23 protein-coding genes are annotated in these 24533 nt (G+C 35.0%); 15 read left to right on the forward strand and 8 right to left on the reverse strand.

All coding sequences use genetic code 11. The features are described 5' to 3' along the window. Window positions 1-98: 98 nt before the first annotated feature. Both istA and istB read left to right on the forward strand, forming a co-directional pair. Window positions 99-1538 (forward strand): IS21 family transposase, encoded by a 1440-nt coding sequence (istA, locus tag FHQ18_RS05935; protein ID WP_149265869.1) that lies wholly within the window; start codon window positions 99-101, stop codon window positions 1536-1538. Window positions 1539-1555: 17 nt separating this feature from the next. After that, window positions 1556-2302, forward strand: coding sequence for an IS21-like element helper ATPase IstB (gene istB / locus FHQ18_RS05940; RefSeq protein WP_223144591.1), 747 nt, complete (start codon window positions 1556-1558; stop codon window positions 2300-2302). A 382-nt stretch (window positions 2303-2684) separates the two neighbouring features. Here the strand turns inward: istB and FHQ18_RS12620 are convergent, their stop codons facing one another. Continuing rightward, a complete protein-coding gene (locus FHQ18_RS12620; protein WP_188020356.1) occupies window positions 2685-3272 on the reverse strand; it encodes a FumA C-terminus/TtdB family hydratase beta subunit in 588 nt (195 codons plus the stop codon). Then, window positions 3262-4131 (reverse strand): fumarate hydratase, encoded by an 870-nt coding sequence (locus FHQ18_RS12625; protein ID WP_188020357.1) that lies wholly within the window; start codon window positions 4129-4131, stop codon window positions 3262-3264. The genes FHQ18_RS12620 and FHQ18_RS12625 overlap by 11 nt, the downstream gene beginning before the upstream one ends. A 274-nt stretch (window positions 4132-4405) precedes the next feature. Between FHQ18_RS12625 and acnB the strand changes: the two genes are divergently transcribed. The 10 genes from acnB to FHQ18_RS05995 all read left to right on the forward strand — a co-directional run bounded on the left by acnB (window position 4406) and on the right by FHQ18_RS05995 (window position 16283). After that, window positions 4406-6946, forward strand: a complete 2541-nt coding sequence (gene acnB, locus FHQ18_RS05950) for a bifunctional aconitate hydratase 2/2-methylisocitrate dehydratase (RefSeq protein WP_149266251.1) — start codon at window positions 4406-4408, stop codon at window positions 6944-6946. 463 nt (window positions 6947-7409) lie between these two features. Next, entirely contained in the window at window positions 7410-9647 is a 2238-nt protein-coding gene (locus FHQ18_RS05955) for an NADP-dependent isocitrate dehydrogenase (RefSeq protein ID WP_149266252.1), read from the forward strand. Window positions 9648-9728: 81 nt separating this feature from the next. Further along, window positions 9729-10706 (forward strand): malate dehydrogenase, encoded by a 978-nt coding sequence (gene mdh, locus FHQ18_RS05960; protein ID WP_149266253.1) that lies wholly within the window; start codon window positions 9729-9731, stop codon window positions 10704-10706. A 124-nt stretch (window positions 10707-10830) separates the two neighbouring features. Next, complete coding sequence (sucC, locus tag FHQ18_RS05965) at window positions 10831-12012, forward strand: ADP-forming succinate--CoA ligase subunit beta (RefSeq protein WP_149266254.1); 1182 nt, start codon at window positions 10831-10833, stop codon at window positions 12010-12012. Further along, window positions 12009-12881, forward strand: coding sequence for a succinate--CoA ligase subunit alpha (gene sucD / locus FHQ18_RS05970; protein ID WP_149266255.1), 873 nt, complete (start codon window positions 12009-12011; stop codon window positions 12879-12881). Before sucC ends, sucD begins: the two co-directional genes overlap by 4 nt. 15 nt (window positions 12882-12896) lie before the next feature. Further along, complete coding sequence (locus tag FHQ18_RS05975) at window positions 12897-13097, forward strand: 4Fe-4S binding protein (protein WP_149266256.1); 201 nt, start codon at window positions 12897-12899, stop codon at window positions 13095-13097. 17 nt (window positions 13098-13114) lie between these two features. After that, window positions 13115-14251, forward strand: coding sequence for a 2-oxoacid:acceptor oxidoreductase subunit alpha (locus FHQ18_RS05980; protein WP_149266257.1), 1137 nt, complete (start codon window positions 13115-13117; stop codon window positions 14249-14251). Continuing rightward, window positions 14252-15067, forward strand: a complete 816-nt coding sequence (locus tag FHQ18_RS05985) for a 2-oxoacid:ferredoxin oxidoreductase subunit beta (protein WP_149266258.1) — start codon at window positions 14252-14254, stop codon at window positions 15065-15067. A 2-nt stretch (window positions 15068-15069) separates the two neighbouring features. Next, window positions 15070-15609, forward strand: a complete 540-nt coding sequence (locus tag FHQ18_RS05990) for a 2-oxoacid:acceptor oxidoreductase family protein (RefSeq protein ID WP_149266259.1) — start codon at window positions 15070-15072, stop codon at window positions 15607-15609. A gap of 356 nt (window positions 15610-15965) precedes the next feature. Beyond that, entirely contained in the window at window positions 15966-16283 is a 318-nt protein-coding gene (locus FHQ18_RS05995; protein WP_149266260.1) for an FAD assembly factor SdhE, read from the forward strand. 27 nt (window positions 16284-16310) lie between these two features. On the opposite strand, the gene FHQ18_RS06000 is transcribed toward FHQ18_RS05995, so the two are convergent. The 4 genes from FHQ18_RS06000 to FHQ18_RS06015 are packed head-to-tail and all read right to left on the reverse strand — an operon-like array spanning window position 16311 to window position 19519. Further along, window positions 16311-17021 (reverse strand): succinate dehydrogenase iron-sulfur subunit, encoded by a 711-nt coding sequence (locus tag FHQ18_RS06000; RefSeq protein WP_149266261.1) that lies wholly within the window; start codon window positions 17019-17021, stop codon window positions 16311-16313. 15 nt (window positions 17022-17036) lie between these two features. Further along, on the reverse strand, window positions 17037-18809 hold the full coding sequence (gene sdhA / locus FHQ18_RS06005; protein ID WP_149266262.1) for a succinate dehydrogenase flavoprotein subunit: 1773 nt from the start codon (window positions 18807-18809) through the stop codon (window positions 17037-17039). Between the two features lie 26 nt (window positions 18810-18835). Then, window positions 18836-19153, reverse strand: coding sequence for a succinate dehydrogenase, hydrophobic membrane anchor protein (locus tag FHQ18_RS06010; RefSeq protein WP_149266263.1), 318 nt, complete (start codon window positions 19151-19153; stop codon window positions 18836-18838). Between the two features lie 12 nt (window positions 19154-19165). Beyond that, on the reverse strand, window positions 19166-19519 hold the full coding sequence (locus tag FHQ18_RS06015) for a succinate dehydrogenase, cytochrome b556 subunit (RefSeq protein WP_149266264.1): 354 nt from the start codon (window positions 19517-19519) through the stop codon (window positions 19166-19168). Window positions 19520-19773: 254 nt separating this feature from the next. Between FHQ18_RS06015 and FHQ18_RS06020 the strand changes: the two genes are divergently transcribed. Continuing rightward, window positions 19774-20745, forward strand: coding sequence for a GGDEF domain-containing protein (locus FHQ18_RS06020; RefSeq protein WP_149266265.1), 972 nt, complete (start codon window positions 19774-19776; stop codon window positions 20743-20745). Between the two features lie 209 nt (window positions 20746-20954). Further along, window positions 20955-21533 carry an AmmeMemoRadiSam system protein A gene (amrA, locus tag FHQ18_RS06025; RefSeq protein ID WP_149266266.1) on the forward strand — a complete coding sequence of 193 codons (579 nt, stop codon included), beginning with the start codon at window positions 20955-20957 and terminating at the stop codon, window positions 21531-21533. Here amrA and FHQ18_RS06030 read toward each other — a convergent pair. Next, complete coding sequence (locus FHQ18_RS06030) at window positions 21484-21915, reverse strand: hypothetical protein (protein WP_149266267.1); 432 nt, start codon at window positions 21913-21915, stop codon at window positions 21484-21486. The two genes, amrA and FHQ18_RS06030, sit on opposite strands and share 50 nt — an antisense overlap. Continuing rightward, window positions 21912-23225, reverse strand: a complete 1314-nt coding sequence (locus tag FHQ18_RS06035) for a ferredoxin family protein (RefSeq protein WP_149266268.1) — start codon at window positions 23223-23225, stop codon at window positions 21912-21914. Before FHQ18_RS06035 ends, FHQ18_RS06030 begins: the two co-directional genes overlap by 4 nt. 147 nt (window positions 23226-23372) lie before the next feature. Between FHQ18_RS06035 and FHQ18_RS06040 the strand changes: the two genes are divergently transcribed. After that, the gene (locus FHQ18_RS06040) at window positions 23373-24533 is read left to right on the forward strand and encodes an aspartate aminotransferase family protein (protein WP_149266269.1); all 1161 of its coding nucleotides are present in this window, start codon (window positions 23373-23375) and stop codon (window positions 24531-24533) included.

Here is a 24533-nt window from a genome sequence, read left to right on the forward strand (position 1 = left end):
TGTTAAAGGTACAATAATTCCCCAGTAAAAGGCCCTTAAAAATCCCCACCTGTGTATGTTAACATCCTCCAACAAATACACAGGTTGGAGGAAATAAAATGCTGGGGGTAGAAATGTATTACACAGTAAAGACATTGTTGTCGCAAGGCAAAAATATTTCCCAAATAGCCAGGGAATTAGGGATCGACAGGAAGACAGTGAGAAAGATAAGGGACAAAGTGAAAGACGGTAAAGTAGAAACACCCAAATTTTCAAGAGTAAGTGTTTTAGAGGCTTACAAAGAAGAAATAATCGAATACCTCTCAGAAGGTTTAACAGCAGTATTAATCCATCAGAAACTAATAAGTGATCATGGTTTATCCGTAAGCTACAGTTGTGTGAAAAAGTATGTTAGGAAATTAAAAGGCCCGGATGGAATTTATGTCCCATTAATTTCCCCACCAGGCGAAGAAGCCCAAGTGGACTTCGGTTACATAGGTTATCTTTATGATAGCGAAAAAGGTAAAAAAGTAAAGAGCTGGATATTTTGCATGGTGCTATCTCATAGCAGATATAAATATTATGAAATAGTTAGGAGTCAGGACGTAGAAACATTTTTAAGATGCCACATTAATGCATTTGAATATTTTGGAGGAATTCCTAGAGTAATCAAGATAGACAATTTAAAATCTGGAGTATTGAAAGCAAATTTTTATGAACCTGTAATACAGAAAGAGTATGCTGCAATGCTTGAATATTACGGTAGCAGTCCATTTGCTTGTAAGGTGAGATATCCCCAGGAGAAAGGGAAAGTGGAAAGCGGAATTAAATATGTGAAGAATAATTTTTTCAAATCAATTCAAGAAAAAGATTATTATAAAGTCAAAGGTCTTCTACGAAAGTGGCAAGACAATGTATGTAACAAGAAAATACATGGCACGACAAGAAAAATTCCTTTTGAACAATTTGTAGATAAGGAGAAAAGTAAATTGCAGCCTTTACCATCTCAGAGATACGAGGTTTATGACATATCGGAAAGAATAGTAAACCGCTATGGTCACATTACTTACAGATATAATTACTACTCAGTACCCTACAATTACATAGGCAACAAAGTAAGTATTCGCAGCAATGGTAATATATTAAAAATTTACAATGATAAATATGAAGAGATAGCAATTCACAATATATCTAAATCAGTAGGAGAATTCATAACAAAAGAATCTCATAATCCGAAATTAAAATCTGTAGATTATGAAGCAAAATCGCTTGAGATAGGTACAAACACCTTTGAATTTTATAACAGGTTAAAGGAAGAAAAGCCCCATCATTATCACCGTATGATGCAAGGAATTTTTAATTTGATGAAGAGTTATGATAAAGATACAGTGGAATTGGCATGTAAGAGAGCAAATGAGTTTAATTCCATTAGTTATTTGTCAGTAAAGAGGATATGTGAAACTGGTTTATATACTCAAAAAGATGCGTCATCTAAAGAATCGGTTAACTGTGGTGGTTTTTCGAATGATTTAAGTAAATATGATTTATTAGTTAATTGATGAGGGGGAGGGTATAAATGCAAGATATTTTAAAAAAACTAACAAATTTTAAGTTATCCGGAATGGCAAAGACATTAGAAAGCCGAAATCAATATGCAATAGAAAACAGTTTGAGTTACCTGGATTTTCTTGAATTGTTACTTGATGATGAGTCAGTGAACAGACAGAATAATTCTTTTAAGAGAAGATTTTCAAAATCTAAGTTGGATTCATCCAAAACATTACCTATGTATGATTTTACTTATCAGCCTGAACTGAATAAGCAAGAAATACTTGATATAAGTAGTTGCAGATTTATAGAAGAAAAGAAGAATATAATATTCATGGGTAATCCAGGAGTTGGCAAAACACATCTTGCAAATGCCATAGGATTAGAGGCTTTAAAGAAAGGATACAAGGTTTTATTTATTCACGCCAATGACATGGTATCAAAATTAGTATCATCGAAAGGAGATGGTAGTTATTTTAGTGTATTAAAACAGTTTTTAAGTGTGGATTTACTGATAATTGATGAGGTTGGTTTTAAGAAAATACCTTTAAACCATGTTGATGAATTTTTTGAAATAATCAGACATAGATATGAAAATAATTCTATAATTATCACTACTAATAGGCCTTTCGAAGAGTGGGGTAATATATTTGGTGATGTTGTTTTAGCTTCTGCTATCATAGATAGACTCGTACATCATGCTCATATTTTTAGAATCAATGGTGAAAGCTATAGAATCAAAAGTTTACAATCTATGAAAAATACTAAAAGGTAACTGGGGAATTTTAAGGGCCCTAAGGTGGGGATTTTTACTTGACTTTAACATGACGGCAAATCCTTGTCATTGCGAGGAGCGTAAGCGACGAAGCAATCTCATTCGTCGACCATTTTACCCCTTCGCATACAGGAGATTGCTTCGCTGACGCTCGTTGGTGACGGATGAGTCGACAATCATTGCTGTTTGCACAAAAGATTGCTTCGGGTCTACGACCCTCGCAATGACGAAAAGTGCGGCTGTAGTGAGAATGAAGCCTCAAGTTAGGTGCTCGGTCGCTGGTGACGAGTGTCATAATGTTATTTTATGATTACGCAAAAAGAACCTTGAAAAAGACACGTGAATGTGCAAGAAAAAAACGGGAGCGTAAGCTCCCGAATATCTATTTAAGACCCATTAATTCTTTTGCTTTTTCTTCTGATTTTTCAAGGATTTGTTTGTGAAGGCTGTTTCCATGAGAATCCATGGTTACAACAACAGGGAAGTCTTCTACTTCGATTACCCAAAATGCTTCAGGTGTACCAAACTCTTCTAACTTGAAAACTTCTTTAACTTTAATCACTTTCTTTGCAATAAGTGAACCAGCTCCACCAACAGCATGAAAATAAACTGCACCACACTTCTTCAAGCCTTCAGCAGTTCTTGGTCCCATACCACCTTTACCAATAACACCTCTAACCTGATATTCACAGATTACATCGGCCTGATAAGGTTCTTCCCTTGATGATGTTGTAGGACCAGCAGCAACAAATTCCCAACTACCATCATCATTTTTCTTAACAACAGGCCCACAGTGGTAAATTACAGAATCTTTTAAATATTCTCTGATAAAATCAGGTTTTTCTTCCACCATCAATTTATGTGCTTGATCTCTTGCAGTTACGATTGTACCTGATAAAAGGACTTCATCGCCCACTTTTAATTTTCTTATTTCTTCTTCACTTATTGGTGTAGTTAATTTAATCGGCATAAGTCACCTCGCCATCTTTTATGGTTAAAAATTTTCTCCTGTAAGCCCAGCACATGTAAGAGATTGATACATAGTAAGTAGCTGGATGCCTATGCTGAGCATCGATATGAACACCCAAGACAGTTGTTTTTCCTCCAAACCCCATAGGACCAATACCAAGTTCATTCAATTCTTGATAAAGTTCTTCTTCAAGTTTTGCGATCTCTGGATTTGGATTCCTTTCATTCAATTTTCTGAAGAATTGTTCTTTGGAGAGAGCATAGGATGTAACTCTGTCGCCGCCAATTCCCACTCCTAAGGTCCCTGGAGCACAACCAAAACCTTGAGCTTTAACCGCAGCATCGATTATAACTTTTTTAACACCTTGCAAATCTCTACCGGCTTTCAGATTTGAATCTGGAAGTTTGTATTGAATACCAACGTTTTCACTACCGCCACCTTTGAGCATAAGTCTGATTCTAACTTCATCCTTATCCCACTGATGGAAATGGATATAAGGGGCATTTTTACCAATATTGTTACCTGAGTTTTTCCCGGTAATTGGATCCACAGCATTTGGACGAAGGTATTGTCTTTTTGTGGCTTCTGCAGCAGCCCATTCAATGGCTTCACGATAAGTTTTTTCAGCGTGGCCAACAGGAAAATCGATGTAGAATATCAAAGATCCGGTATCCTGACAGATTGGTGTGGAATTTTTTCTAGCAAGCTCTACATTTTCGAGGATTGTTTTAAAAACACTTTTTGCAGGTGTCCCCTCGTCCTCTCTTTCATAAGCTTTTTTTAAAGCTTCTTCAATATCGGGGGGTAAATCGGTTGCAACTCTCCTGATTAGCTCTAATACTGCCTCTTTTAACTCCATAATCACCCTCACATATGAGATTTTGTAAGATAATACGCTTTTTTTATGCCATAAAATCCCTTTAAAGTCAACTGTATATTGTATACATTTAAATAGCGTTCTATTTTTAATAGCTTTAAAAAGCCGTTATATTATAAGAGGTTTTGTTGTGAAAATTAAAGAATTATCTGATATGCTTTAAACAATAATTGAATATAAAAATATGTTTTAGTAAATTGACAAAACATTAAAAAGATAGTATACAGTATACAAAATTTTTTGTGAGGGGTGAATTATGCTTGATAAGTATATGGAACATGTAAAAGAGCGTGAAGCATTGGGGATTCCGCCTTTGCCATTATCACCTGAGTTGACAGAAGAAGTGTGCAAACTTTTAGAGAATCCTCCTGAAGATAAAAAGGATTTTTTGCTTCATTTGATTAGAGACAGGGTTGCCCCAGGAGTGGATCCTGCTGCTAAAGTGAAGGCTGAGTGGCTTTATAAAGTAGCAAAAGGTGAAAAATTATCACCTGTTGTTTCAAAGGAAGATGCTGTATTTTTACTTGGGACTATGATTGGTGGTTATAATGTTGGTTATCTTATTGACTTGTTAAATGATGATGAGCTTGCTTCTAAAGCGGCTGAAGCTCTTAAAAACACTATTTTAGTGTATGATGCTTTTGATAAAATTGTTGAGATGTCAAAAGACAATAAGTATGCAAAAGAAGTGTTAGAATCTTGGGCTAATGGTGAGTGGTTTACAAATAAGCCAGAGTTTCCTGATGAAATTAAGGTTAAGGTTTTTAAGGTTGATGGAGAAATCAACACTGATGACTTTTCTCCTGCAAAACACGCTTGGAGTAGGCCAGATATTCCATTGCATGCTCTCAGTATGGGTGAGACAAGATTTCCAGGAGGGATAGAAACCATTAAGCAGTTTCGTGAAGAAGGGTATAAAGTGGCATTTGTTGGGGACGTGGTTGGTACAGGCTCTTCAAGAAAGTCCGCTTGTAACTCTTTGATGTGGCATATTGGGGAAGATATCCCTTATGTACCAAATAAAAGAAGAGGCGGAATTGTAATAGGTGGTTTGATTGCTCCTATTTTCTTCAATACCACCCAGGATTCCGGTGGTCTTCCAATTATGTGCGATGTGACAAAATTGAAGACTGGTGATGTTGTAATCATTGATACGAAAAAAGGTGAAATAAGAAGTGAGAGTGGCGAAGTTTTATCCACATTTGAAATTAAACCACCTACATTGAGGGATGAGTTTAGAGCTGGTGGTAGATTAAATCTTATCATCGGTCGCTCACTTACAAATAAGGCGAGAGAAGTATTAGGGCTTGGTGAAAGTGATCTGTTTATTAAGCCTGATAATCCTACACCTAAGCCAAATCAGGGATACACACTTGCTCAAAAGATTGTGGGTAAAGCTTGTGGCTTACCAGGTGTGTTACCAGGAACAGCTTGTGAGCCAAAGATGACAACTGTAGGTTCTCAGGATACCACAGGTCCGATGACTGCTGATGAGTTAAAAGAGCTTGCTTGTTTGAAATTTCAAACTGAGCTGTTTATGCAGTCATTCTGTCATACAGCAGCTTATCCAAAACCTGCTGATGTTAAAATGCATCATACTCTTCCACAATTTATTATTGAGAGAGGTGGTGTTGCACTTAAACCTGGAGATGGTGTAATCCATTCTTGGTTAAATAGATTGTTGCTTCCTGATACCGTTGGTACTGGTGGTGATTCTCACACAAGATTTCCTATCGGTTTATCTTTTCCTGCAGGTTCAGGGCTCGTGGCATTTGCTGGTGCGTTAGGTTTTATGCCTCTTGATATGCCTGAATCTGTGCTGGTTAAATTCAAGGGTGAATTGAATCCTGGGATTACTTTAAGAGATGTTGTAAACGCTATTCCATATTTTGCAATCAAACAAGGGCTTTTAACAGTAGAGAAGAAAGGTAAGAAAAATATATTCAATGGTAGAATTCTTGAAATGGAAGGTCTTCCAAATTTAACTGTGGAGCAGGCATTTGAATTGACAGATGCTTCAGCAGAAAGGTCAGCGGCAGGTGCTACAATTAAGCTTTCAGAAGAAAGTGTTGCTAATTTCTTACGTAGTAATATCGCATTGATGAAGAGGATGATTGAAGAAGGATATCAGGATGCAGATACTTTAAAGAGAAGAATAGAGGCATGCGAAAAGTGGCTTGAAAACCCTGTTCTTCTCGAAAGAGATGAAAATGCAGAATATGCTGCAGTAATTGAAATTGATCTATCTGAAATTACAGAGCCTATCGTAGCATGTCCAAATGATCCAGATGATGTGAAACTTTTGAGCGAAGTGGCCGGTGATAAAATTGATGAGGTATTCATCGGTTCTTGTATGACAAATATAGGACATTTTAGAGCCGCAGGTAAGATTTGGGAAGGTTGCAAAGAAGCACCTACAAGAATTTGGTTAACTCCACCAACAAAGATGGATAAAGCTCAATTGATGGAAGAAGGGTATTACTCAATTTACTCTGCAATCGGTGCAAGAACAGAGATCCCTGGATGTTCGCTCTGTATGGGTAACCAGGCTAGGGTTCGCTCCAAGTCAACTGTAATTTCTACTTCAACGAGAAACTTTGATAACAGAATGGGGGATGGTGCTAGAGTTTACCTTGGTTCTGCAGAGCTTGCTGCAGTAGCGGCTTTAAAAGGTAAATTGCCAACACCTGAAGAGTATTTTGAGATAATAAAAGAAAAGTTAGAGCCTAAGAAGGACGAAGTATATAGATATTTAGAATTTCATAAGATGGGCGATTTCAAGTTAGATTACGCTTAATATTCAATATAATTTATTGTCCGGGAAGGGAAAAATAATTCCCGGACATCTTTTTTTTAATTTGTTATTAAAAAAATCTATAACACATAGCTAAAAATATGAAAGCTGTATCAGTTGATAAGTTATTAATGAACCAATCATCAAATTAATAAATCATAATATTAAAATTTAAGCAAAATGAATTTTTAATTAAAATCGTTGTAGGGTTATTTAAAATAAGGTTTTTTTTGAAGATATGCTTTAAATATTGAGGAAAATATATATTAGTTTTAAAATTCTTTGATTCATAAAAATAAATACTGTTCTAATATTAAAATATTCAATATTTCTTGACTTTGTTAAGCAAATTATGTATATTTGTATACAGTATACAGGAAATAAAGTAAAACTGTGTATTATCTTGGTGCCTTTGTAATTGATGCATACAAAGGTACGTTTAAAATAAGAATTGTGAGGAGTGGTTATGGCAGAAAAGAAACCAACAATTATTTGGACCGAAACGGATGAAGCACCATTTTTAGCTACTTTTTCTCTTTTACCTATCGTAAAAGCATTTTTGAAACATGCTGATATTGATGTTGAAGTGAGGGATATTTCTGTTGCCGGGAGGATTCTTGCAACATTTCCGGATTATTTAACTGATGAGCAGAAAGTTTCAGATGATTTGGCATATCTTGGTGAGCTTGTTAATAAGCCTGAAGCTAACATTATCAAGTTGCCTAACATCAGCGCTTCAATTCCTCAGCTCAAAGAGGCAATAGAAGAGCTTCAGAAACAAGGGTATAAAGTGCCTGATTATCCTGAAGAGCCTGAAACTGATGAAGAGAAGAAAATTCAGGAAAGATATGCTAAAGTGTTGGGTAGTGCTGTTAACCCCGTTTTGAGACAAGGCAATTCTGATAGAAGAGCACCTTTGGCTGTTAAAAAGTATGCTCAAAAATATCCTACATCAATGGGGCTTCCTTTAAAAGATTGGCCCGAGAATTCTAAATGTCATGTTTCACATATGGATGGTGGTGATTTTTATGAAAATGAAAAATCAGTGACAATTGAAAAAGAAACTGATGTGAAGATAGAGTTTGTTGATAAAGATGGTAATGTTAAAGTTCTAAAAGAGCTTCATTTGCTTGAAGGTGAGGTTTTTGACGGTACTTTTATGAGTGCCAAAAAACTGCGTGAATTTTATGAAGAGCAAATAAAGGATGCAAAAGAAAAAGATGTTCTTTTATCTCTTCACCTGAAAGCTACAATGATGAAAGTTTCCGACCCGGTGCTTTTCGGTCATGCAGTTACTGTTTATTTTAAAGATGTTTTTGAAAAGTATGCTGATGTTTTTGAAGAAATAGGTGTTAATCCTAACAATGGATTAAGCGATGTGTATAAGAAACTACAAAAGCTTCCTGATGACAAGAGAAAAGAGATAGAAGATGCTATTCAGGATGTTTATAAGAAAAATCCTGCTCTTGCTATGGTTGATTCAGATAGAGGAATTACAAACCTTCATGTACCTAATGACATTATTATTGACGCATCTATGCCTGTGGTTGTTAGAGACGGTGGTAAAATGTGGGGTCCTGATGGGCAGTTGCATGATACAAAAGCTATGATCCCTGACAGATGCTATGCTACAATGTATGCTGAAGTGATTGAAGATTGTAAGAAGAATGGTGCTTTTGACAGATCTACAATGGGAAGTGTTTCTAATGTCGGTTTAATGGCTATGAAAGCCGAAGAGTATGGGTCTCATGATAAAACTTTCATTGCTCCAGATGATGGGACCATGAGAGTTGTTGATGCTAATGGCAATGTTCTTTTTGAACATCAGGTTGAGAAAGGTGATATTTGGAGAGCTTGTCAGACTAAAGATGTTGCAATTAAAGACTGGGTAAAACTTGCAGTAAATAGAGCCAAGTTAAGCGGAGAGCCGATTGTGTTCTGGCTTGATAAGAATAGAGCTCATGACGCCCAGCTTATAAAGAAGGTAGAAGAGTATCTTAAAGAATATGATTTGAGCGATATAGAGTATCATATTATGCCACCAAGAGAAGCGATGAAATTTACTCTTGAGAGAGTTAGAAAAGGGCTTAATACTATTTCTGTTACTGGTAATGTATTGAGAGATTATCTTACAGACCTATTCCCAATCTTAGAGCTTGGTACCAGTGCTAAGATGCTTTCAATCGTTCCTCTTCTTGCAGGTGGAGGATTGTTTGAAACTGGTGCTGGTGGTTCTGCTCCAAAACATGTTCAGCAGTTTTTAAAAGAAGGACATTTAAGATGGGATTCTCTTGGTGAATTTACAGCTCTTGGTGCTTCTTTAGAGCATATTTATAACCAGTATAAAAATAGCAAGGCAAAGGTAATGGCTGATGCTATAGATAAGGCGGTTGGTACTCTTCTTGAAAATCAGAAATGGCCTGGTAGAAAGGTTGGACAGTTAGATAACAGAGGTGAGCACTTCTATTTTGCTATGTATTGGGCTGAAGCTTTGGCAGAGCAGAATGAAGATGCTGAATTAAAGGAAGTTTTTACAAAAGTTGCTAAAGCTATGAAAGATAATGAGGAAAAGATTCTTAGAGAAATTATGGATGCTGAAGGAAAGCCTTTAGATATTGGAGGATATTATCATCCAGATAAAGAAAAAATTTCTGCAGCAATGAGACCAAGTGCAACATTTAATGAAATTATTGATAATCTATAGAAATATTAACCGGGTATAAACGCCCGGTTGTATTGTATATAAACGGCTTTATGCCGAAATAAAATTTAAAAGGGGGCTTATATGGCAACATTTAAAAGACCAAAGATAGCATTAATAGGTGGTGGTCAGATTGGTGGTGTTTTGGCTCAACTTTGTGCTTTAAGAGAACTTGGCGATGTTGTAATGTATGACATCGTTGAAGATATGCCTCAAGGTAAATGTCTTGATATCGCTGAAGCTTCTAGAGTTGATGGTTTTGATGTAGAGGTTAAAGGTACTAACGATTATAAAGATATCGAAGGTGCAGATATTTGTATTGTTACTGCTGGTCTTCCAAGAAAGCCAGGAATGAGCAGAGATGATTTGCTCACAACAAATGCAAATATTATCAAAACTGTTGCTGAAAATATCAAGCAGTATGCACCAGATTCACATGTAATCGTTATTTCAAACCCTCTTGATGCAATGGTAACATTGATGAGAGAAGTAACAGGTTTTCCTCACAATAGGGTATACGGTCAGGCTGGTGTTCTTGACTCATCACGTTTTGCTTCATTCATCGCGTGGGAGCTTGGGGTATCAGTGAAGGATATCAATGCATTGGTTCTTGGTGGCCATGGTGATACAATGGTTCCACTTGTAAGATATGCAAATGTAAATGGTATTCCTGTAATGGAACTTCTTGAAAGAAAATATGGTGATGCTGCAAAAGCTAAAGAAGTAATGGATGCAATCGTTGAAAGGACAAGGAAGGCTGGCGGTGAAGTAGTAGCACTTCTTAAGAAAGGTTCTGCTTTCTACTCTCCTGCATCAAGTGCCATTGCTATGGCTGAAGCGGTTCTTAGAGATCAGAAGAGAGTTCTTCCTGTTTGTGCATGGTTAGACGGTGAGTATGGTGTGAATGGTATGTATCTTGGTGTGCCAGTTATATTGGGTGCAAATGGTGTGGAAAAGGTTATAGAGCTATCCCTTAATGATGAAGAGCAGGCAATGCTCGATAACTCTGTGAACGCTGTTAAGAAACTTATTGAGGATATGAAAAGGCTTGGTTTCTTATAAGATTACGGGGTGTTTAACACCCCGTTTTAAAAATAGCTCACCTTAAAAAAATGCTTGAAAAATAAGGTGGAGGGGAGTATTACTGAACAACCGTTCGATAAAAAAAAACAAAGGAAGGTGAGCTATGAATATTCATGAGCACCAAGCCAAAGAAATTTTCAGAAAATACGGTGTACCAACCCCAAGAGGTTTTGTGGCATTCAAGCCTGAGAATGCCGTTAAGGCTGCTCAACAGCTAGGAGGAGATTTGGACATCTGGGTTGTAAAGGCTCAGATTCATGCAGGTGGAAGAGGAAAAGCTGGTGGTGTCAAACTTGCAAAATCCACTGAAGAAGTTGGGCTTATTGCAAAACAGATGCTCGGAAATAAGCTTGTTACTCATCAAACTGGTCCTGAAGGGAAGATTGTTCATAGAGTATATATTGAAGAAGGGGTCAATATTGAAAAGGAGTTCTATTTAGGAATGGTTTTAGATAGGTCTCTTGAGATGCCCGTTATGATGGCTTCTGCTGAGGGTGGTGTTGAAATTGAAGAGGTTGCTGCAAGAAGTCCTGAAAAGATTATAAAAGTAGCTATTAATCCTACAATAGGTTTCCAAGGATTTCACGGTAGAAAACTTGCGTTTGGTCTTGGATTACCAAGGGAATTGGTGAACAAGTTTATCAGTTTTGCTCAAGCTATTTACAATGTGTATATGGACTATGATGCTAACTTAATTGAAATAAATCCACTTGTATTGACAAAAGAAGGTAAATTTATCGCACTTGATGCTAAAATGGGGTTTGATGATAACGCGCTTTACAGACAGCCTGAAATTCTTGCTATGAGAGATTTGACTGAAGAAGAACCTACTGAAATAGAAGCTGCAAAATACGGTTTAAGCTATGTGAAGTTGGATGGTAACGTTGGTTGTATGGTGAATGGTGCTGGACTTGCTATGGCTACAATGGATATTATTAAACATGAAGGTGGTCAGCCTGCAAACTTCCTTGATGTAGGTGGTGGCGCTAGTGCTGAAACTGTAGCAAAAGGTTTTGAATTAATTTTGAGAGATCCAAATGTTAAATCCATTTTTGTGAATATTTTCGGTGGAATAGTAAGATGTGACAGAGTTGCTAACGGTATTATTGAAGCAACAAAAGTTACTAAAGTAGATGTGCCTGTTGTTGTTAGATTAGATGGGACAAATGCTGAAGAGGCTGCTGAAATCCTCAAGAATTCCGGTATTAAGCAGCTTATACCTGCTACAGACCTTAAAGATGGTGCTAAAAAAGCTGTTGAAGCAGCAGAAAGGGGGTTGGCATGAGCATATTAGTAAATAAAGATACAAAAGTTATCGTTCAGGGGATTACAGGTAAAGAGGGATCTTTCCACGCTGAGCAATGTATGGCATATGGTACTCAGATTGTTGGGGGAGTTACTCCTGGTAAAGGCGGTATTACTCATTTGGGAGTTCCAGTATTTAATACAGTTGAAGAAGCAGTTAAAGCAACTGGTGCAACCGTATCACTTGTGTTTGTGCCACCGGCATTTGTAGCTGATGCAATAATGGAAGCAGCTGATGCTGGAATTGAGCTAATTGTTGCAATTACTGAAGGTACGCCTGTTAAAGATATGATGTATGCAAAAGAATATTTGAAACATAGAAATGTGAAAATGATTGGTCCTAACTGTCCTGGAATTATTACCCCTGAAGAGTGTAAAATAGGCATTATGCCTGGGTTTATTTTCAAGAAAGGTCCAGTAGGACTTATTTCTAAATCTGGTACTCTTACATATGAAGCAAGTAATCAAATTGTAAAGAAAGGATTAGGAATTTCTACCGCTGTTGGTATCGGTGGTGATCCTATTATTGGTCTAAGTTATAAAGAGTTGCTTCAGATGTTTGAAGAAGATCCAGAAACTAAAGCTATTGTAATGATTGGTGAGATTGGTGGCGATCTTGAAATTCAAGCTGCTAAATATATCAAAGAAAATATTACAAAACCTGTTGTAGCGTTTATCGCTGGTCAGACTGCTCCAAAAGGTAAGAGAATGGGGCATGCCGGTGCTATCATTTCTGGTAGCAAAGGTACAGCTAAAGAGAAGATGGACGCATTGAGTGAAGCAGGTGTTCATGTTGTAGTGAGCCCTGCTGAAATAGGTGAAACTGTTGCTAAAGTTTTAAGTAATTAGAACAAGGAGAGGTAAATGGCAAAAGCTGAAAGAATAGAAATCAATACTAAATGGTGCAAAGGTTGTGAGATTTGTGTTGAGCTTTGTCCTACAGGTTGCTTAGAAATGAAAGATTTTAAGGTTGCTGTGAAAGATCTTGATAAATGTATTGCTTGTATGCAGTGTGAATTAAGATGTCCAGATTTTGCAATCGTCGTTTATAAGAAAGAAGAATAACTTAGGAGGCTTTAAAAGTGGCTAAAAATGTACAATTTATGATGGGTAATCATGCTGTAGCTGAAGGTGCATTGTATGCTGGTTGCCGTTTCTATGGTGGTTATCCCATTACACCTTCAACAGAAATTGCAGAAAGAATGGCTGAGAGATTACCACAGGTAGGTGGTAGATTTATACAGATGGAAGATGAAATTGCAGCGATGGCATCTGTAATTGGTGCTTCCCTTGCAGGTGCTAAGGCTTTGACTGCTACAAGTGGTCCTGGTTTTTCATTAAAACAGGAGAACCTTGGTTTTGCAGCACTTTGTGAAATTCCTGTTGTTATTGTGGATGTAATGAGAGGAGGTCCATCCACAGGTATGCCTACTGGTCCAAGCCAGTCTGATGTTATGCAGGCAAAGTGGGGGACACATGGTGATCACCCAATAATTGCTGTAACTCCTGCATCAGTACAAGAGCAATTTAATGAGACAGTTAGAGCTTTTAATTTGGCTGAAAAATACAGATGTCCAGTGCTGGTTCTTACAGATGCTATTATTGGGCAGATGATGGAATCCCTTGTTATTCCTGAACCTGGTGAGCTTGAAGTTATTGACAGACTTCAGCCTGATTGTCCACCAGAAGAATATTTGCCTTATGATATGGATAAAGATATTAACCCAATGCCTGCATTTGGTTCCGGATACAGATATCATGTAACTGGTTTGCATCACGATGAAACAGGTTTTCCAACTAATGATCCTGTGCTTCATACAAAAAATACAAAAAGATTGATCGAAAAATTAGAGAAAAATTATGATGATATAGTTAAGGTTGAAGAATTTTACTGCGATGATGCAGATATTCTTGTTTTTGCAATTGGTGTGACTGCAAGATCTGCTAAGGATGCTGTTCTTCAAGCAAGAGAGCAAGGTATTAAAGTAGGACTTGTAAGACCGCTTACTATTTGGCCATTCCCAGATAAGCACCTTGATAAACTTATTAGTGCTAATAATGTTAAAGGTATTGTAGTTCCTGAAATGAACCTTGGACAGATGAAATTTGAGGTTGAAAGGGTTGCTAAAGGTCGTTGTGAAGTGGAAGGCTTGTACAGCTTAATGCTTGATCCAATATTGCCTTCTGAGATCTTAGAGAAAATTAGGAGGTTTGCTTAAATGGCTTACGATTACAGTAGATTTTTAAGAAATGAGAAGCTTCCTCATATATGGTGTCCCGGTTGTACTTATGGTATTGTTTTAAAATCATTTATCAGGGCAATTGACAGCCTTGGTTGGGATAAAAATGAAATAGTTGTTGCATCAGGGATTGGTTGTTGTAGTAGATTACCAGGTTATGTAGATTTCAATACCTTACATACAACTCATGGTCGTTCCATTGCTTTTGCAACGGGTGTTAAGATTGCCAATCCTAAATTGAAAGTTATAGCGCTTGGTGGCGATGGAGATATGACTGCCATTGGTGGTAACCATTTTATCCATGCTTGTAGAAGAAACATTGATATCACTGTATTAGTGTTCAATAACAATATCTACGGTATGACAGGTGCTCAGTATTCACCAACAACTCCAAAGGGAGCATGGGCTACTACTGCACCATACGGTATGCCAGAAAACAATTTTGATGTTGTAAATCTTGCAATTGGTGCTGGAGCATCTTTTGTTGCTAGAAGTACTGCTTACCATGCGACTCATTGCGAAAAGATGATTAAAGAAGCACTTTTGCATAAAGGATTGAGTGTGGTAGAAATAATCAATGCTTGTCCAACAGGATTTGGTAGGAAAAATAAATTTAAATCTCCTACTTCTATGTTATTGTGGATGAAGGATAAGGCTGTTCAAAAGGCTAAAGCTGATAAGATGAGTCCTGAAGAGTTAGCAGATAAACTTGTAATCGGTGTACTTCATAAAGAAGAGAAACCAGAATATGTTGAAAGCTATGATGCTACAGTTGGATTAAATAAAGGAGAGTAACAATGGCAAGAATAGACATAAGATTAAGTGGATCTGGTGGACAGGGTATGATTACCTCTGGCGCAATCCTAGGGATTGCTGCTGTATATGATGGTAAAAATGCTGTTCAAACAAAGTCTTACGGTCCTGAGGCAAGAGGTGGTGCAGCAAGGGCTGAAGTTGTTATTAGTGAAGAAGAGATTAATTATGTAAAAGTTATTGATGCTGATATCCTTGTTGCTCTGACTCAAGAGGCTGCTGATAAATTTTCATCAGCAGTGAAGGAAGGTGGCATTGTAATTATTGATGAGCTTATGGTTAAAAATCCTCCAGAAGGTAACTTTAAAGTATATACTTTGCCAATAATTAAGACAGCTGCAGAAAAAGTAGGTAAATCTCTTGTGGCTAACATCGTAACATTGGGTGCTCTAAATGAAATTTCTAATATTGTATCTTTTGAATCTCTTGAAAAAGCAGTTTTAAGTAAGGTACCAAAAGGTACTGAAGAGCTAAATAAAAAGGCTCTTGCTGCTGGACGAGAGATAGCTAAAGCTGTTTTATAAAAAGTAGCCCGGTAATTAGTTGCCACTGAAAAAGTGGCAACTAATTTATAATAAATTATTTATCACTATTTTTTTAAAGAAAATCCTTCGGACTTAAAGGGGGTAAACCCCCTTTAAATTCCTGAAAAGAGGATAAAAATAGAGATTATTATTTTGGTAAATTAGTTTTCATACGAAAACTAATTTTGGGGATGAAATAAAATCAAATTACCATATTTGCAGTTTTAGATGTGAAGTATTGTTATTTAACTTTTTGATGGAAAATTATTTTAAAAACAGAAATTCATTACTAATACTTAGTTCTCACTTTTTCAGTGAGAACTAAGTATCCGGGCTTTTTTTTTATGAGGAGAAATATGGATATTAAAAACAGTGTGGAATATAAAAAGTGTATCTTTTTAGCATCTCGAAGAGCTATGCTTGAGAATGAATTATTGTTAAAAGAGTTTGTGCAAGAATTTGTTCCTAAAAATTATACATTGGATGAGATAAAAGAATTTAATATCTTTTTAGAAAAGATCTATGATAACGATTTGTTTGATGTAATTTTTGGAATCAAACCTGCTGAATATTATTCTAATAAATATCCAGGAAGATTCTTAACAGATATTGAAAACTTTGCTTTTGAGAATAATAGAATTTTAAAGATTAAAAATAAAATTAAAAGTGAATAAAAAAAAGCGGGCTTAAAGCCCGCTTTTTTAATAGTTTCTATTCATTAACATTCTTCTGATTTCGACAATAGCTTTTGTTGGATTAAGTTCTTTTGGACATGCCTCAACGCAGTTGTAGATTGTATGACATCTCCATACACCATGCTTATCATTTAAGATTGGCAATCTTTCATCAGCACCTTCATCCCTTGAGTCAGCTAAATATCTCCAAGCTCTTAAGAACGCATTTGGACCGAGGTAGTCTTTATCTGCCCAATAAGACGGACATGATGATGAACAACAACCGCAAAGGATACATTCATAAAGTCCGTCAAGTTTTTTCCTATCTTCAGGTGATTGATAATATTCTTTATCAGGTGTTGGAGATTTTCTGATTAAATAAGGTTTTACAGTGATAAATTTATTAAAGAAGTCAGTTACATCTACAACAAGGTCTCTCATAACAGGCATACCTGGCAAAGGTTGGATTACAAGATGGTCTGAACCAAGATCTTCAATCTTAGTAATACATGAAAGCATATTAACACCGTTAACATTAATACCATCAGAACCACAAACACCTTCTCTACAGGATCTTCTGAATGCTAATGTAGGGTCTTGTTCCCATTTAATCTGGTTGAGACCTTCAAGGATAAGCATTCCTGGTCTACGTATTTCAACTTTATAACTTTTGTAATATGGTTCTTTATCTTTTTCAGGGTCGTATCTAAATATTTCAAAGGTTACATATTTGCTCATAATCATCGCCCCCTATTAATATACTCTTGGTTTTGGTGGGAATGGATCCACTGTTAATGGTTTCATCCTTACTGGACGGTATTTAATTTCAACATCACGACCTTCAGGATCAGAATAAACCTCTGTATGTTTAAGGAAGTTTTCATCGTCTCTATCTGGATAGTCATCTCTATAATGACCACCACGAGATTCTTTTCTTTCTAATGCAGCTTTTGCTATAGCTTTAGCAACAAGAAGCATATTGTTAAGTTCAAGAGCCTCAATTAATTCAAGGTTGTAAATGTTAGATTTATCATTTACTTTAAAATCATCCATTTTATTCTGTAATTCTTCAATTTTTTCGATTGCTTTTGTAAGTGATTCTTCTGTTCTAAACACACTAACATTCATTTGCATAGTTTCAATTAATTCATCGTAAATAGGTCCAAATGTATATTTTCCGTTTGCATTAGCAAATTTTTGTAGAAGTTTAACGCCAAAGTCACCAGCGTTTTCTTTGAGTGGTACAAGTGGGTTTTCTTTAGCCCATTTTGCAGCTTGTTCTCCAGCAGTTCTACCAAATACTACAAGGTCAAGAAGTGAGTTTGTACCCAATCTGTTTGCACCATGTACAGAAGCAGCAGCACATTCACCAGCTGCAAAAAATCCTGGAACAGTTTCTTCAGGTTTATCCATGGTTCCAAGAACAACTTGTGTTAAGTAATTAGTTGGGATACCACCGTTTTGATAGTGAGCTGTTGGAACAACAGGAATTGGTTCTTTTGTACAGTCAACACCAGCAAATACAAGAGCTAGTTCATGAATACCTGGTAATTTTTCCATAATGGCATCAGCGCCTATATGGTCTATTTTTAATAAAATATGATCTTTTTTAGGTCCAACACCACGTCCAGCTAATATTTCTCTCATCATAGAACGAGATACAATGTCTCTTGGAGCAAGATCTTTAATTGTTGGTGCATATTTTTCCATGAATCTTTCGCCATTTGCGTTTAAAAGATATCCACCTTCACCACGTACACCTTCTGTGATAAGGTTTCCTGCTCCGTAAATGCCTGTTGGATGGAACTGAACAAATTCTGCATCACTCCATGTGAATCCAGCTCTCATAGCAAGAGCTAAACCATCACCAGTGTTTATATGAGCATTTGAATTTGTTTTATAAACTCTACAACTACCTCCAGTAGCGAATACTATAGCTTTAGCATGGAAAATGTGAAATCCTCCATTTTGGATATCCCAGCAAAGGACACCATTTACAGCACCTTCATTAGTCAAAAGCTCAAGAGCATAAAATTCACTGAAGAAATGTGTACCTTGAGCTATAGATTTTTCATATAAAGTTTGAAGCATAGCATGACCTGTACGGTCTGCAGCGTAGCATGCTCTTTTAACTGGTCTTTTACCAAATTCAGCAGTATGACCACCAAAAGGTCTTTGAGCAATTTTACCTTCAGGTGTCCTACTGAATGGAAGACCGATGTGCTCAAGTTCTATGATCATTTCTGGAGCTAACTTGGTCATATATTCACATGCGTCTTGGTCAGCAAGATAATCTGAACCTTTAACCGTGTCAAACATATGCCAATGCCAATGATCTTCTTCTAAGTTACCAAGGGCAGCAGAAATACCACCCTGAGCTGAAATTGTATGGCTTCTTGTTGGATATACTTCTGAAATAACTGCAGTTCTACAATATTGGGAAGCAACTTGTGCAGCGTTAAGACCTGCACCACCTGCACCAACTATTACAACATCAAACTTATGATATTCTACTTTCACAGACATATCTTTTACCCCTCACATAAAATTTTTTATAAAGATGCAACAACACTTAAAGCGAGAATGGCCAAAGTAATACCAACTATCCAATAGATAGCAAGAATTATAGCTCTCCAAATAGGGCTTGAAACGTAATCATCTGTAATCATTTTGAAACCATTCAAAGTGTGGAAAATACCAAATGCAAAAAGAGGTCCGAGAACGATTTTTTTAAGCCCCCACTCACCGCTTTTAATCATAGAGAAGAAGTGTATAAAGATAACAAGGATAAGGATAACACCGGATATCCTTTGCATTAACCATTCAAAAACACCTCTGTCACTTGAACCCATGAACTTATAATATTTCATACCAAATCCTCCTTATGAAAATATAGGTATAGCGCCTATGATGAATACTACTATTACTAAGAAAATAACCACCATAAACTGTTTTGCAAAAACACCCTTTTCTGCTCCATTTCCAAAGTCGATCAGAACAATTCTAAAACCGTTAAAGGCATGATAGATAAATGTTAAAAATACAACAGCTCTTACTCCGGCATTTGCAGTAATGCTGGTAAACCACTCAGCTACACCTGCTTTGCCGAGAATATGGAAAATTAGGTAAAGACCTAAGATTACACCGGTTATTCTGTGTAGCAACCATGCTACCATTCCGGTGTGTTTACGATAAGAGACTTTTTTGGGATACACATACAGATCTTTTCTTGGCATCTTACACCCCTTTTTTATTTTAAGATACAAACGATGTTAAATTTAGCATAAACCTAACATAATTATTTCTGTTTGTCAATTGAATTGTATACAATATACATATAAGGTTATTCGATAATAACTATGGGAAATGATAATTTTATGGGTTGAGTAAGTATGTATTGAAGAAATTAAAACGATGTTTAAAAGATGGGTTTTTAAAAGTGGTGTTATATTCGATTTATTTTTTTGTATGGATGTGGTAAAAATTAATTATGATTAATTATGTGCGTAGAAATATTTTATTCTTATTATTTACAGTTTTTATCTTAATATTTGAAGTGAGTAATAATGTAAATAATAAGCAGATAATAATTACTACACTATATTTATTGTTCTGTATTGTTGCAATACAGTACATTGATGAGGATGATGAATATATATTCCACATAATATTTGTTATACTGTTGGGATTTTTATCATATTTTTCAAAGAGTACATTTCTGTATTTACAATGTTTAGCTGTTGTGTTTTTGTTTTTTCAGTCAAAATTTTATTATCTAAAGCTTTTGTTTGTTTTTGGATTATATGGGTTTGACTTATTGTTTTTGAATGTTCCTCTTCTTTCGGATTTCAGTTTTATTTATATTTCATTGATTGTATCTGCTCTGACTGCAAGGTTTTTAATATTAAGTTTATTGGATAAAATAAATGAATTATCTATTACTGATGATTTGACAGGTTTATTAAATCAAAAAGGGTTCTTTAAAAAGTTTGAAGACGAATATTATAGGTCTGTAAGGTATAATAAGAATTTTACACTTATGATGCTAGATTCTGATGATCTGAAAAGGATAAACGATACATATGGGCATAAATATGGAACATATGTTATTCTTTTTATTGCTGAAGAGATAAAGAAAAACATAAGAAGAACAGATTTTGCTTGCAGATATGGCGGTGATGAATTCATGATATGCCTTGTGGAAACTCCCATAGAGAATGGGATGAAACTAGCTGAAAGACTAAAGGAAACAATTGCTATGAAACCGATTTTTACAGATAAAGGGAAAAGTTTTAATATTACAGTGAGTATTGGGGCTGTGGGTTATCCTGAAAGTTCTGAAAAAATTTATGAACTTTTAGATATGGTAGATAAGGCTATGTATCAAGCAAAAAATAAAGGAAAAAACCAGGTTTGTCTTTTGACTAAAAATTCATCGAGTAAAGAAATGGATGGAAATTAGGAAGTTGTATAAAAAAATATCTTGCTTTATACACAAAGATTCCACAATATCTTCTTAATAAAAAAATATTGACAATTTAATATTGAATTTTAAGGTAAAATATGTAACTATCTGATATATAAATTAAAAAAACGCAAAAATGTAACTTCTTATTGTTTAGGAGAAAATATATTGTTAAAACTCAACAGGTTTTCCACAGGAGGTTTGTTATGAATAGTTTGAGTGAAGAATCAAAAAAATATTTATTAATGGTAGCAAGAAAGAGTATTGAAGAGAAGTTTAAAGGAAAACTTTTTGAGCCTAAAGATATCCCTGATGAATTAAATTTTCAGTCAGGCTGTTTTGTGTCTTTACATGATGAAAATAAGAATTTAAGGGGTTGTATAGGTAATTTTAGAAATGACATAAATATTGTTTTCAACGTTAGGGATATGGCGATAGAGGCTGCTTTTAGCGATCCCAGATTTGCACCTTTAAGACGGGATGAGCTTGAAAAGATTGATATAGAAATTTCTGTTTTGACCCCGATGCAAAGAGTAAGAGATATTGAAGAAATTGTTGTAGGAAAAGACGGACTTTATGTTGTTAAAGGTTTTTTTAGAGGTGTTTTGTTACCACAGGTGGCAGTGCAACATGGATGGGATAAATATGAATTTTTATCATATACATGTATGAAAGCTGGATTACCATTTGATGAGTGGAAAAAGAGTGATATTGATATATACAAGTTTCAGGCAATTATATTTGATGAAGTTTCATTAGGCTTGAAAGAGGTTTTGAACTATTAAAAAGTAACAGTTCGTCTTTTTTATTTTTATCTGTAAGATAACCTGTAAAAAAAGCAGGTGATGCATCTGGGAACGATTTTACTAAACTACCGGCTATACTCCAATAGTGTAAGTTGTTATTAAGTAGATTTATTTTTAAAGTCGATGGATTTAATGTGTTATCTGTTAATGTGTTATCCATATCAATTATGAAAGATTTAAATTCTTTCTTATTACTTCCTTGTAATTTTAATGAAAAAGAGTGAGGTAAAGAAGGGGTTGTATTGTTTAGTCCGTAAGTTTCAATAAGATAATCCGCATTTTCAAATGTTTCAATCAAGATTGGTAAAATTTCTGAAAAAAGATTTTTGTTTAGGTAATAAAAAGTTATTATAACATTCATTTTATCGCTCCATATGGACAAAAAGATTTACAGTATGCACATCCAACACAAAGTGAATCATTAATGGATATTTTTTTGTTGTCTTTTTCAAACAATGCAGGACAACTCGATTTTTCTATACATACTGGTGGTTTGTTTGATAAAAGACATTTACATTTTTTCTCTTTGATGGTTAAAGATTTTTGCTTTGGGATATTTTCGCATGAATAGGGAAAAATAAAGCTGGATGAAGGTAATTTTTTTAATTTTTTAATTTTTGGTATTGATACACAAATATCATCATTCGTGTCTTGAAAAAGAATTACTCTTTGATGTGGTTTTAGACTGTTAACAAGGTTATGGTTTATTTCAGAAATGTTTCCTATAAAGAGTGTATCTTTTTGCAGAGGTTTTAAAGTAAGCCCATAATATTCTGAAAATGATAAATGTTTCAGATTAAAAACGTCATATATTACGTCACATCTGATGCTGCTAAATACAAATAAATCGTTGTTTAGCAATTCCTTAATACTGACAAAGGGGCAACCTGGGCAAAAGTATTGTTTTACAGTTACTTCTCTATTAGTTGATAATATATTAAAATGAATTTTAAGACCAAAACTATGTATCAAGTTTTCAAAAAATTGTAGTTCGTTTTGAAAGATGTGGATATTTTTCAGATTTTCAAGATTTATTAGATAATTATTTTTTATATGAGGTATCAAATAAGGTAAAAATTCAAAATTATGATTGTAAAATGAGACAGTATCTGAGATTCCATGATTTTTAAATTCTTGGTTCAATATGGTTTCTGCTAGTTGAAAGTGCTCCAAAAGTTCTTCTCTATTTGGTAACTCCAAATTATTCATAGTTAAGTAAGGTTTGATAACTGTGTGTTCTGGTTCTATTTCAGTCTCTTTAGTGATGTTGTTTAAAATAGAGGGAGATATTACTACATTGACAGGGAGCTTTGTTTCTGCTGACAATTTGTAAGCAAGCATTAAATGTTTTGTTAATAAATTAATTCTTTTAATAAATATAGTGGGTAACTGAATAGTATCAGGAAGCTTTCTAGAAATAATTATAAATGGGCTTTTTATTAAATGAATTTCGTTAATGTTAGGTATTTTATGGTAAAAGGCTATGGTTTTTATCCCAGTAATGGCTGAAGAATTGAGTATTTTAAAAGAATTAAGAGTTGGTAGAAAGGTAGTGTTTTTAATTTCTAACAGGAAGAGACTTTCTTTATAAATTAGCTCAAACCTTAAATCGTTTATGAATTTATTTATTATTTCTTCTGTACTGTAAAAAACTATATTTTCAGCAACCATTTATACCTCTTTCCAATTGCTCATTTCGGGATTCTAGCAAATTAAATTATTAATTCAACAATTATTTGAAAAAACATTTAATGGTTAACATAAAAAACTTTATAATTTTCACCTTTTATATTATATAGGTTTTGCTGGAGGTGTTAGATGAGCTACGTAATGAACACTTATAACAGGTACGAACTTGAATTTGTGAAAGGTGAAGGTTCATATCTTTTTGATAAAAAAGGAAATAAATACCTTGATTTTGCTTCAGGTATAGCCGTTACAAATCTTGGACATGGAAACAGTGAGATTAGTAAAGTTATTTGTGAGCAAGCAAAGAAATTGTTACATACATCAAATCTTTATAGAATACCGGTTCAGGAAGAACTAGCAGAGCTGATTTCTAAAAGAAGTTTCGGTGGTAAAGTATTTTTTTGTAATTCAGGAGCAGAAGCCAATGAGGCAGCTATAAAACTTGCAAGAATCTATGGGAATAAAAAATATGATGGCGTAAAATACAAGATTGTTACAATGATAAATTCTTTTCATGGGCGTACATTTGCTGCACTTTCTGCTACAGGGCAGGATAAAGTAAAAAAAGGTTTTGAACCAATACTGGATTTTTTTGTGTCTGTTCCTTTTAATGATTATGATGCTCTTTATGAGGTTGTTAAAAATGAAGATGTCGTGGCTGTGATGTTAGAGCCAATTCAGGGTGAGGGTGGTCTTATAGCTGCAAATAGGGCTTATTTACAAAAAGTGAGAGAATTGTGTGATAAGATGGATATGTTGTTAATTTTTGATGAGGTGCAAACAGGTATAGGGAGAACAGGTTATTTATTTGCTTATCAATTATATGGTGTTGAACCAGATGTTATGACACTTGCAAAAGGGCTTGGAAATGGTGTTCCTATTGGTGCAATGATAGCAAAGGAAAGGTTTGCAGAATATTTTACTCCTGGGACCCATGCTTCGACCTTTGGTGGGAATTATTTGGCTTGTGCTGTAGGAAAAAAAGTCTTAGAACTTGTTGATGATGAATTATTAGAAAATGTTAAGAAAAAAGGTGCTTATTTTAGATTAAAATTAAAGGAGTTATTTTATAATAAAGGTGAAGTAAGAGGTGAAGGACTATTGCTTGGAGTTTCTTTAAAGGGTGTAAGTAATACTGATTTTATAAATGAATGTTATAAGGTATATTTACTTTGTGTTCCTGCTGGTGATAATGTTGTTAGGTTGTATCCTTCATTAATTGTAAGTTATGAAGAAATTGATGAGTGTATTGATAAACTAAAAAGAGTTGTAGAAAGATTGTGGGGGTAA

Source organism: Deferribacter autotrophicus, assembly GCF_008362905.1.
Taxonomy (GTDB): Bacteria; Chrysiogenota; Deferribacteres; order Deferribacterales; family Deferribacteraceae; genus Deferribacter; species Deferribacter autotrophicus.

What these genes read in the sequence shown, in the direction of transcription:
- FHQ18_RS05995 (WP_149266260.1), top strand. Translation starts at nt 15,966, where the DNA reads ATGGATATTAAAAACAGTGTGGAATATAAAAAGTGTATCTTTTTAGCA.
- FHQ18_RS12625 (WP_188020357.1), bottom strand. Translation starts at nt 4,131, where the DNA reads ATGGAGTTAAAAGAGGCAGTATTAGAGCTAATCAGGAGAGTTGCAACC.
- mdh (WP_149266253.1), top strand. Translation starts at nt 9,729, where the DNA reads ATGGCAACATTTAAAAGACCAAAGATAGCATTAATAGGTGGTGGTCAG.
- FHQ18_RS06000 (WP_149266261.1), bottom strand. Translation starts at nt 17,021, where the DNA reads ATGAGCAAATATGTAACCTTTGAAATATTTAGATACGACCCTGAAAAA.
- FHQ18_RS06010 (WP_149266263.1), bottom strand. Translation starts at nt 19,153, where the DNA reads ATGAAATATTATAAGTTCATGGGTTCAAGTGACAGAGGTGTTTTTGAA.
- FHQ18_RS05985 (WP_149266258.1), top strand. Translation starts at nt 14,252, where the DNA reads ATGGCTTACGATTACAGTAGATTTTTAAGAAATGAGAAGCTTCCTCAT.
- FHQ18_RS06035 (WP_149266268.1), bottom strand. Translation starts at nt 23,225, where the DNA reads ATGGTTGCTGAAAATATAGTTTTTTACAGTACAGAAGAAATAATAAAT.
- FHQ18_RS06020 (WP_149266265.1), top strand. Translation starts at nt 19,774, where the DNA reads ATGATTAATTATGTGCGTAGAAATATTTTATTCTTATTATTTACAGTT.
- FHQ18_RS12620 (WP_188020356.1), bottom strand. Translation starts at nt 3,272, where the DNA reads ATGCCGATTAAATTAACTACACCAATAAGTGAAGAAGAAATAAGAAAA.
- FHQ18_RS06040 (WP_149266269.1), top strand. Translation starts at nt 23,373, where the DNA reads ATGAGCTACGTAATGAACACTTATAACAGGTACGAACTTGAATTTGTG.
- FHQ18_RS05990 (WP_149266259.1), top strand. Translation starts at nt 15,070, where the DNA reads ATGGCAAGAATAGACATAAGATTAAGTGGATCTGGTGGACAGGGTATG.
- FHQ18_RS06015 (WP_149266264.1), bottom strand. Translation starts at nt 19,519, where the DNA reads ATGCCAAGAAAAGATCTGTATGTGTATCCCAAAAAAGTCTCTTATCGT.
- amrA (WP_149266266.1), top strand. Translation starts at nt 20,955, where the DNA reads ATGAATAGTTTGAGTGAAGAATCAAAAAAATATTTATTAATGGTAGCA.
- FHQ18_RS05975 (WP_149266256.1), top strand. Translation starts at nt 12,897, where the DNA reads ATGGCAAAAGCTGAAAGAATAGAAATCAATACTAAATGGTGCAAAGGT.
- istA (WP_149265869.1), top strand. Translation starts at nt 99, where the DNA reads ATGCTGGGGGTAGAAATGTATTACACAGTAAAGACATTGTTGTCGCAA.
- sucD (WP_149266255.1), top strand. Translation starts at nt 12,009, where the DNA reads ATGAGCATATTAGTAAATAAAGATACAAAAGTTATCGTTCAGGGGATT.
- FHQ18_RS05955 (WP_149266252.1), top strand. Translation starts at nt 7,410, where the DNA reads ATGGCAGAAAAGAAACCAACAATTATTTGGACCGAAACGGATGAAGCA.
- sucC (WP_149266254.1), top strand. Translation starts at nt 10,831, where the DNA reads ATGAATATTCATGAGCACCAAGCCAAAGAAATTTTCAGAAAATACGGT.
- FHQ18_RS06030 (WP_149266267.1), bottom strand. Translation starts at nt 21,915, where the DNA reads ATGAATGTTATAATAACTTTTTATTACCTAAACAAAAATCTTTTTTCA.
- acnB (WP_149266251.1), top strand. Translation starts at nt 4,406, where the DNA reads ATGCTTGATAAGTATATGGAACATGTAAAAGAGCGTGAAGCATTGGGG.
- istB (WP_223144591.1), top strand. Translation starts at nt 1,556, where the DNA reads ATGCAAGATATTTTAAAAAAACTAACAAATTTTAAGTTATCCGGAATG.
- sdhA (WP_149266262.1), bottom strand. Translation starts at nt 18,809, where the DNA reads ATGTCTGTGAAAGTAGAATATCATAAGTTTGATGTTGTAATAGTTGGT.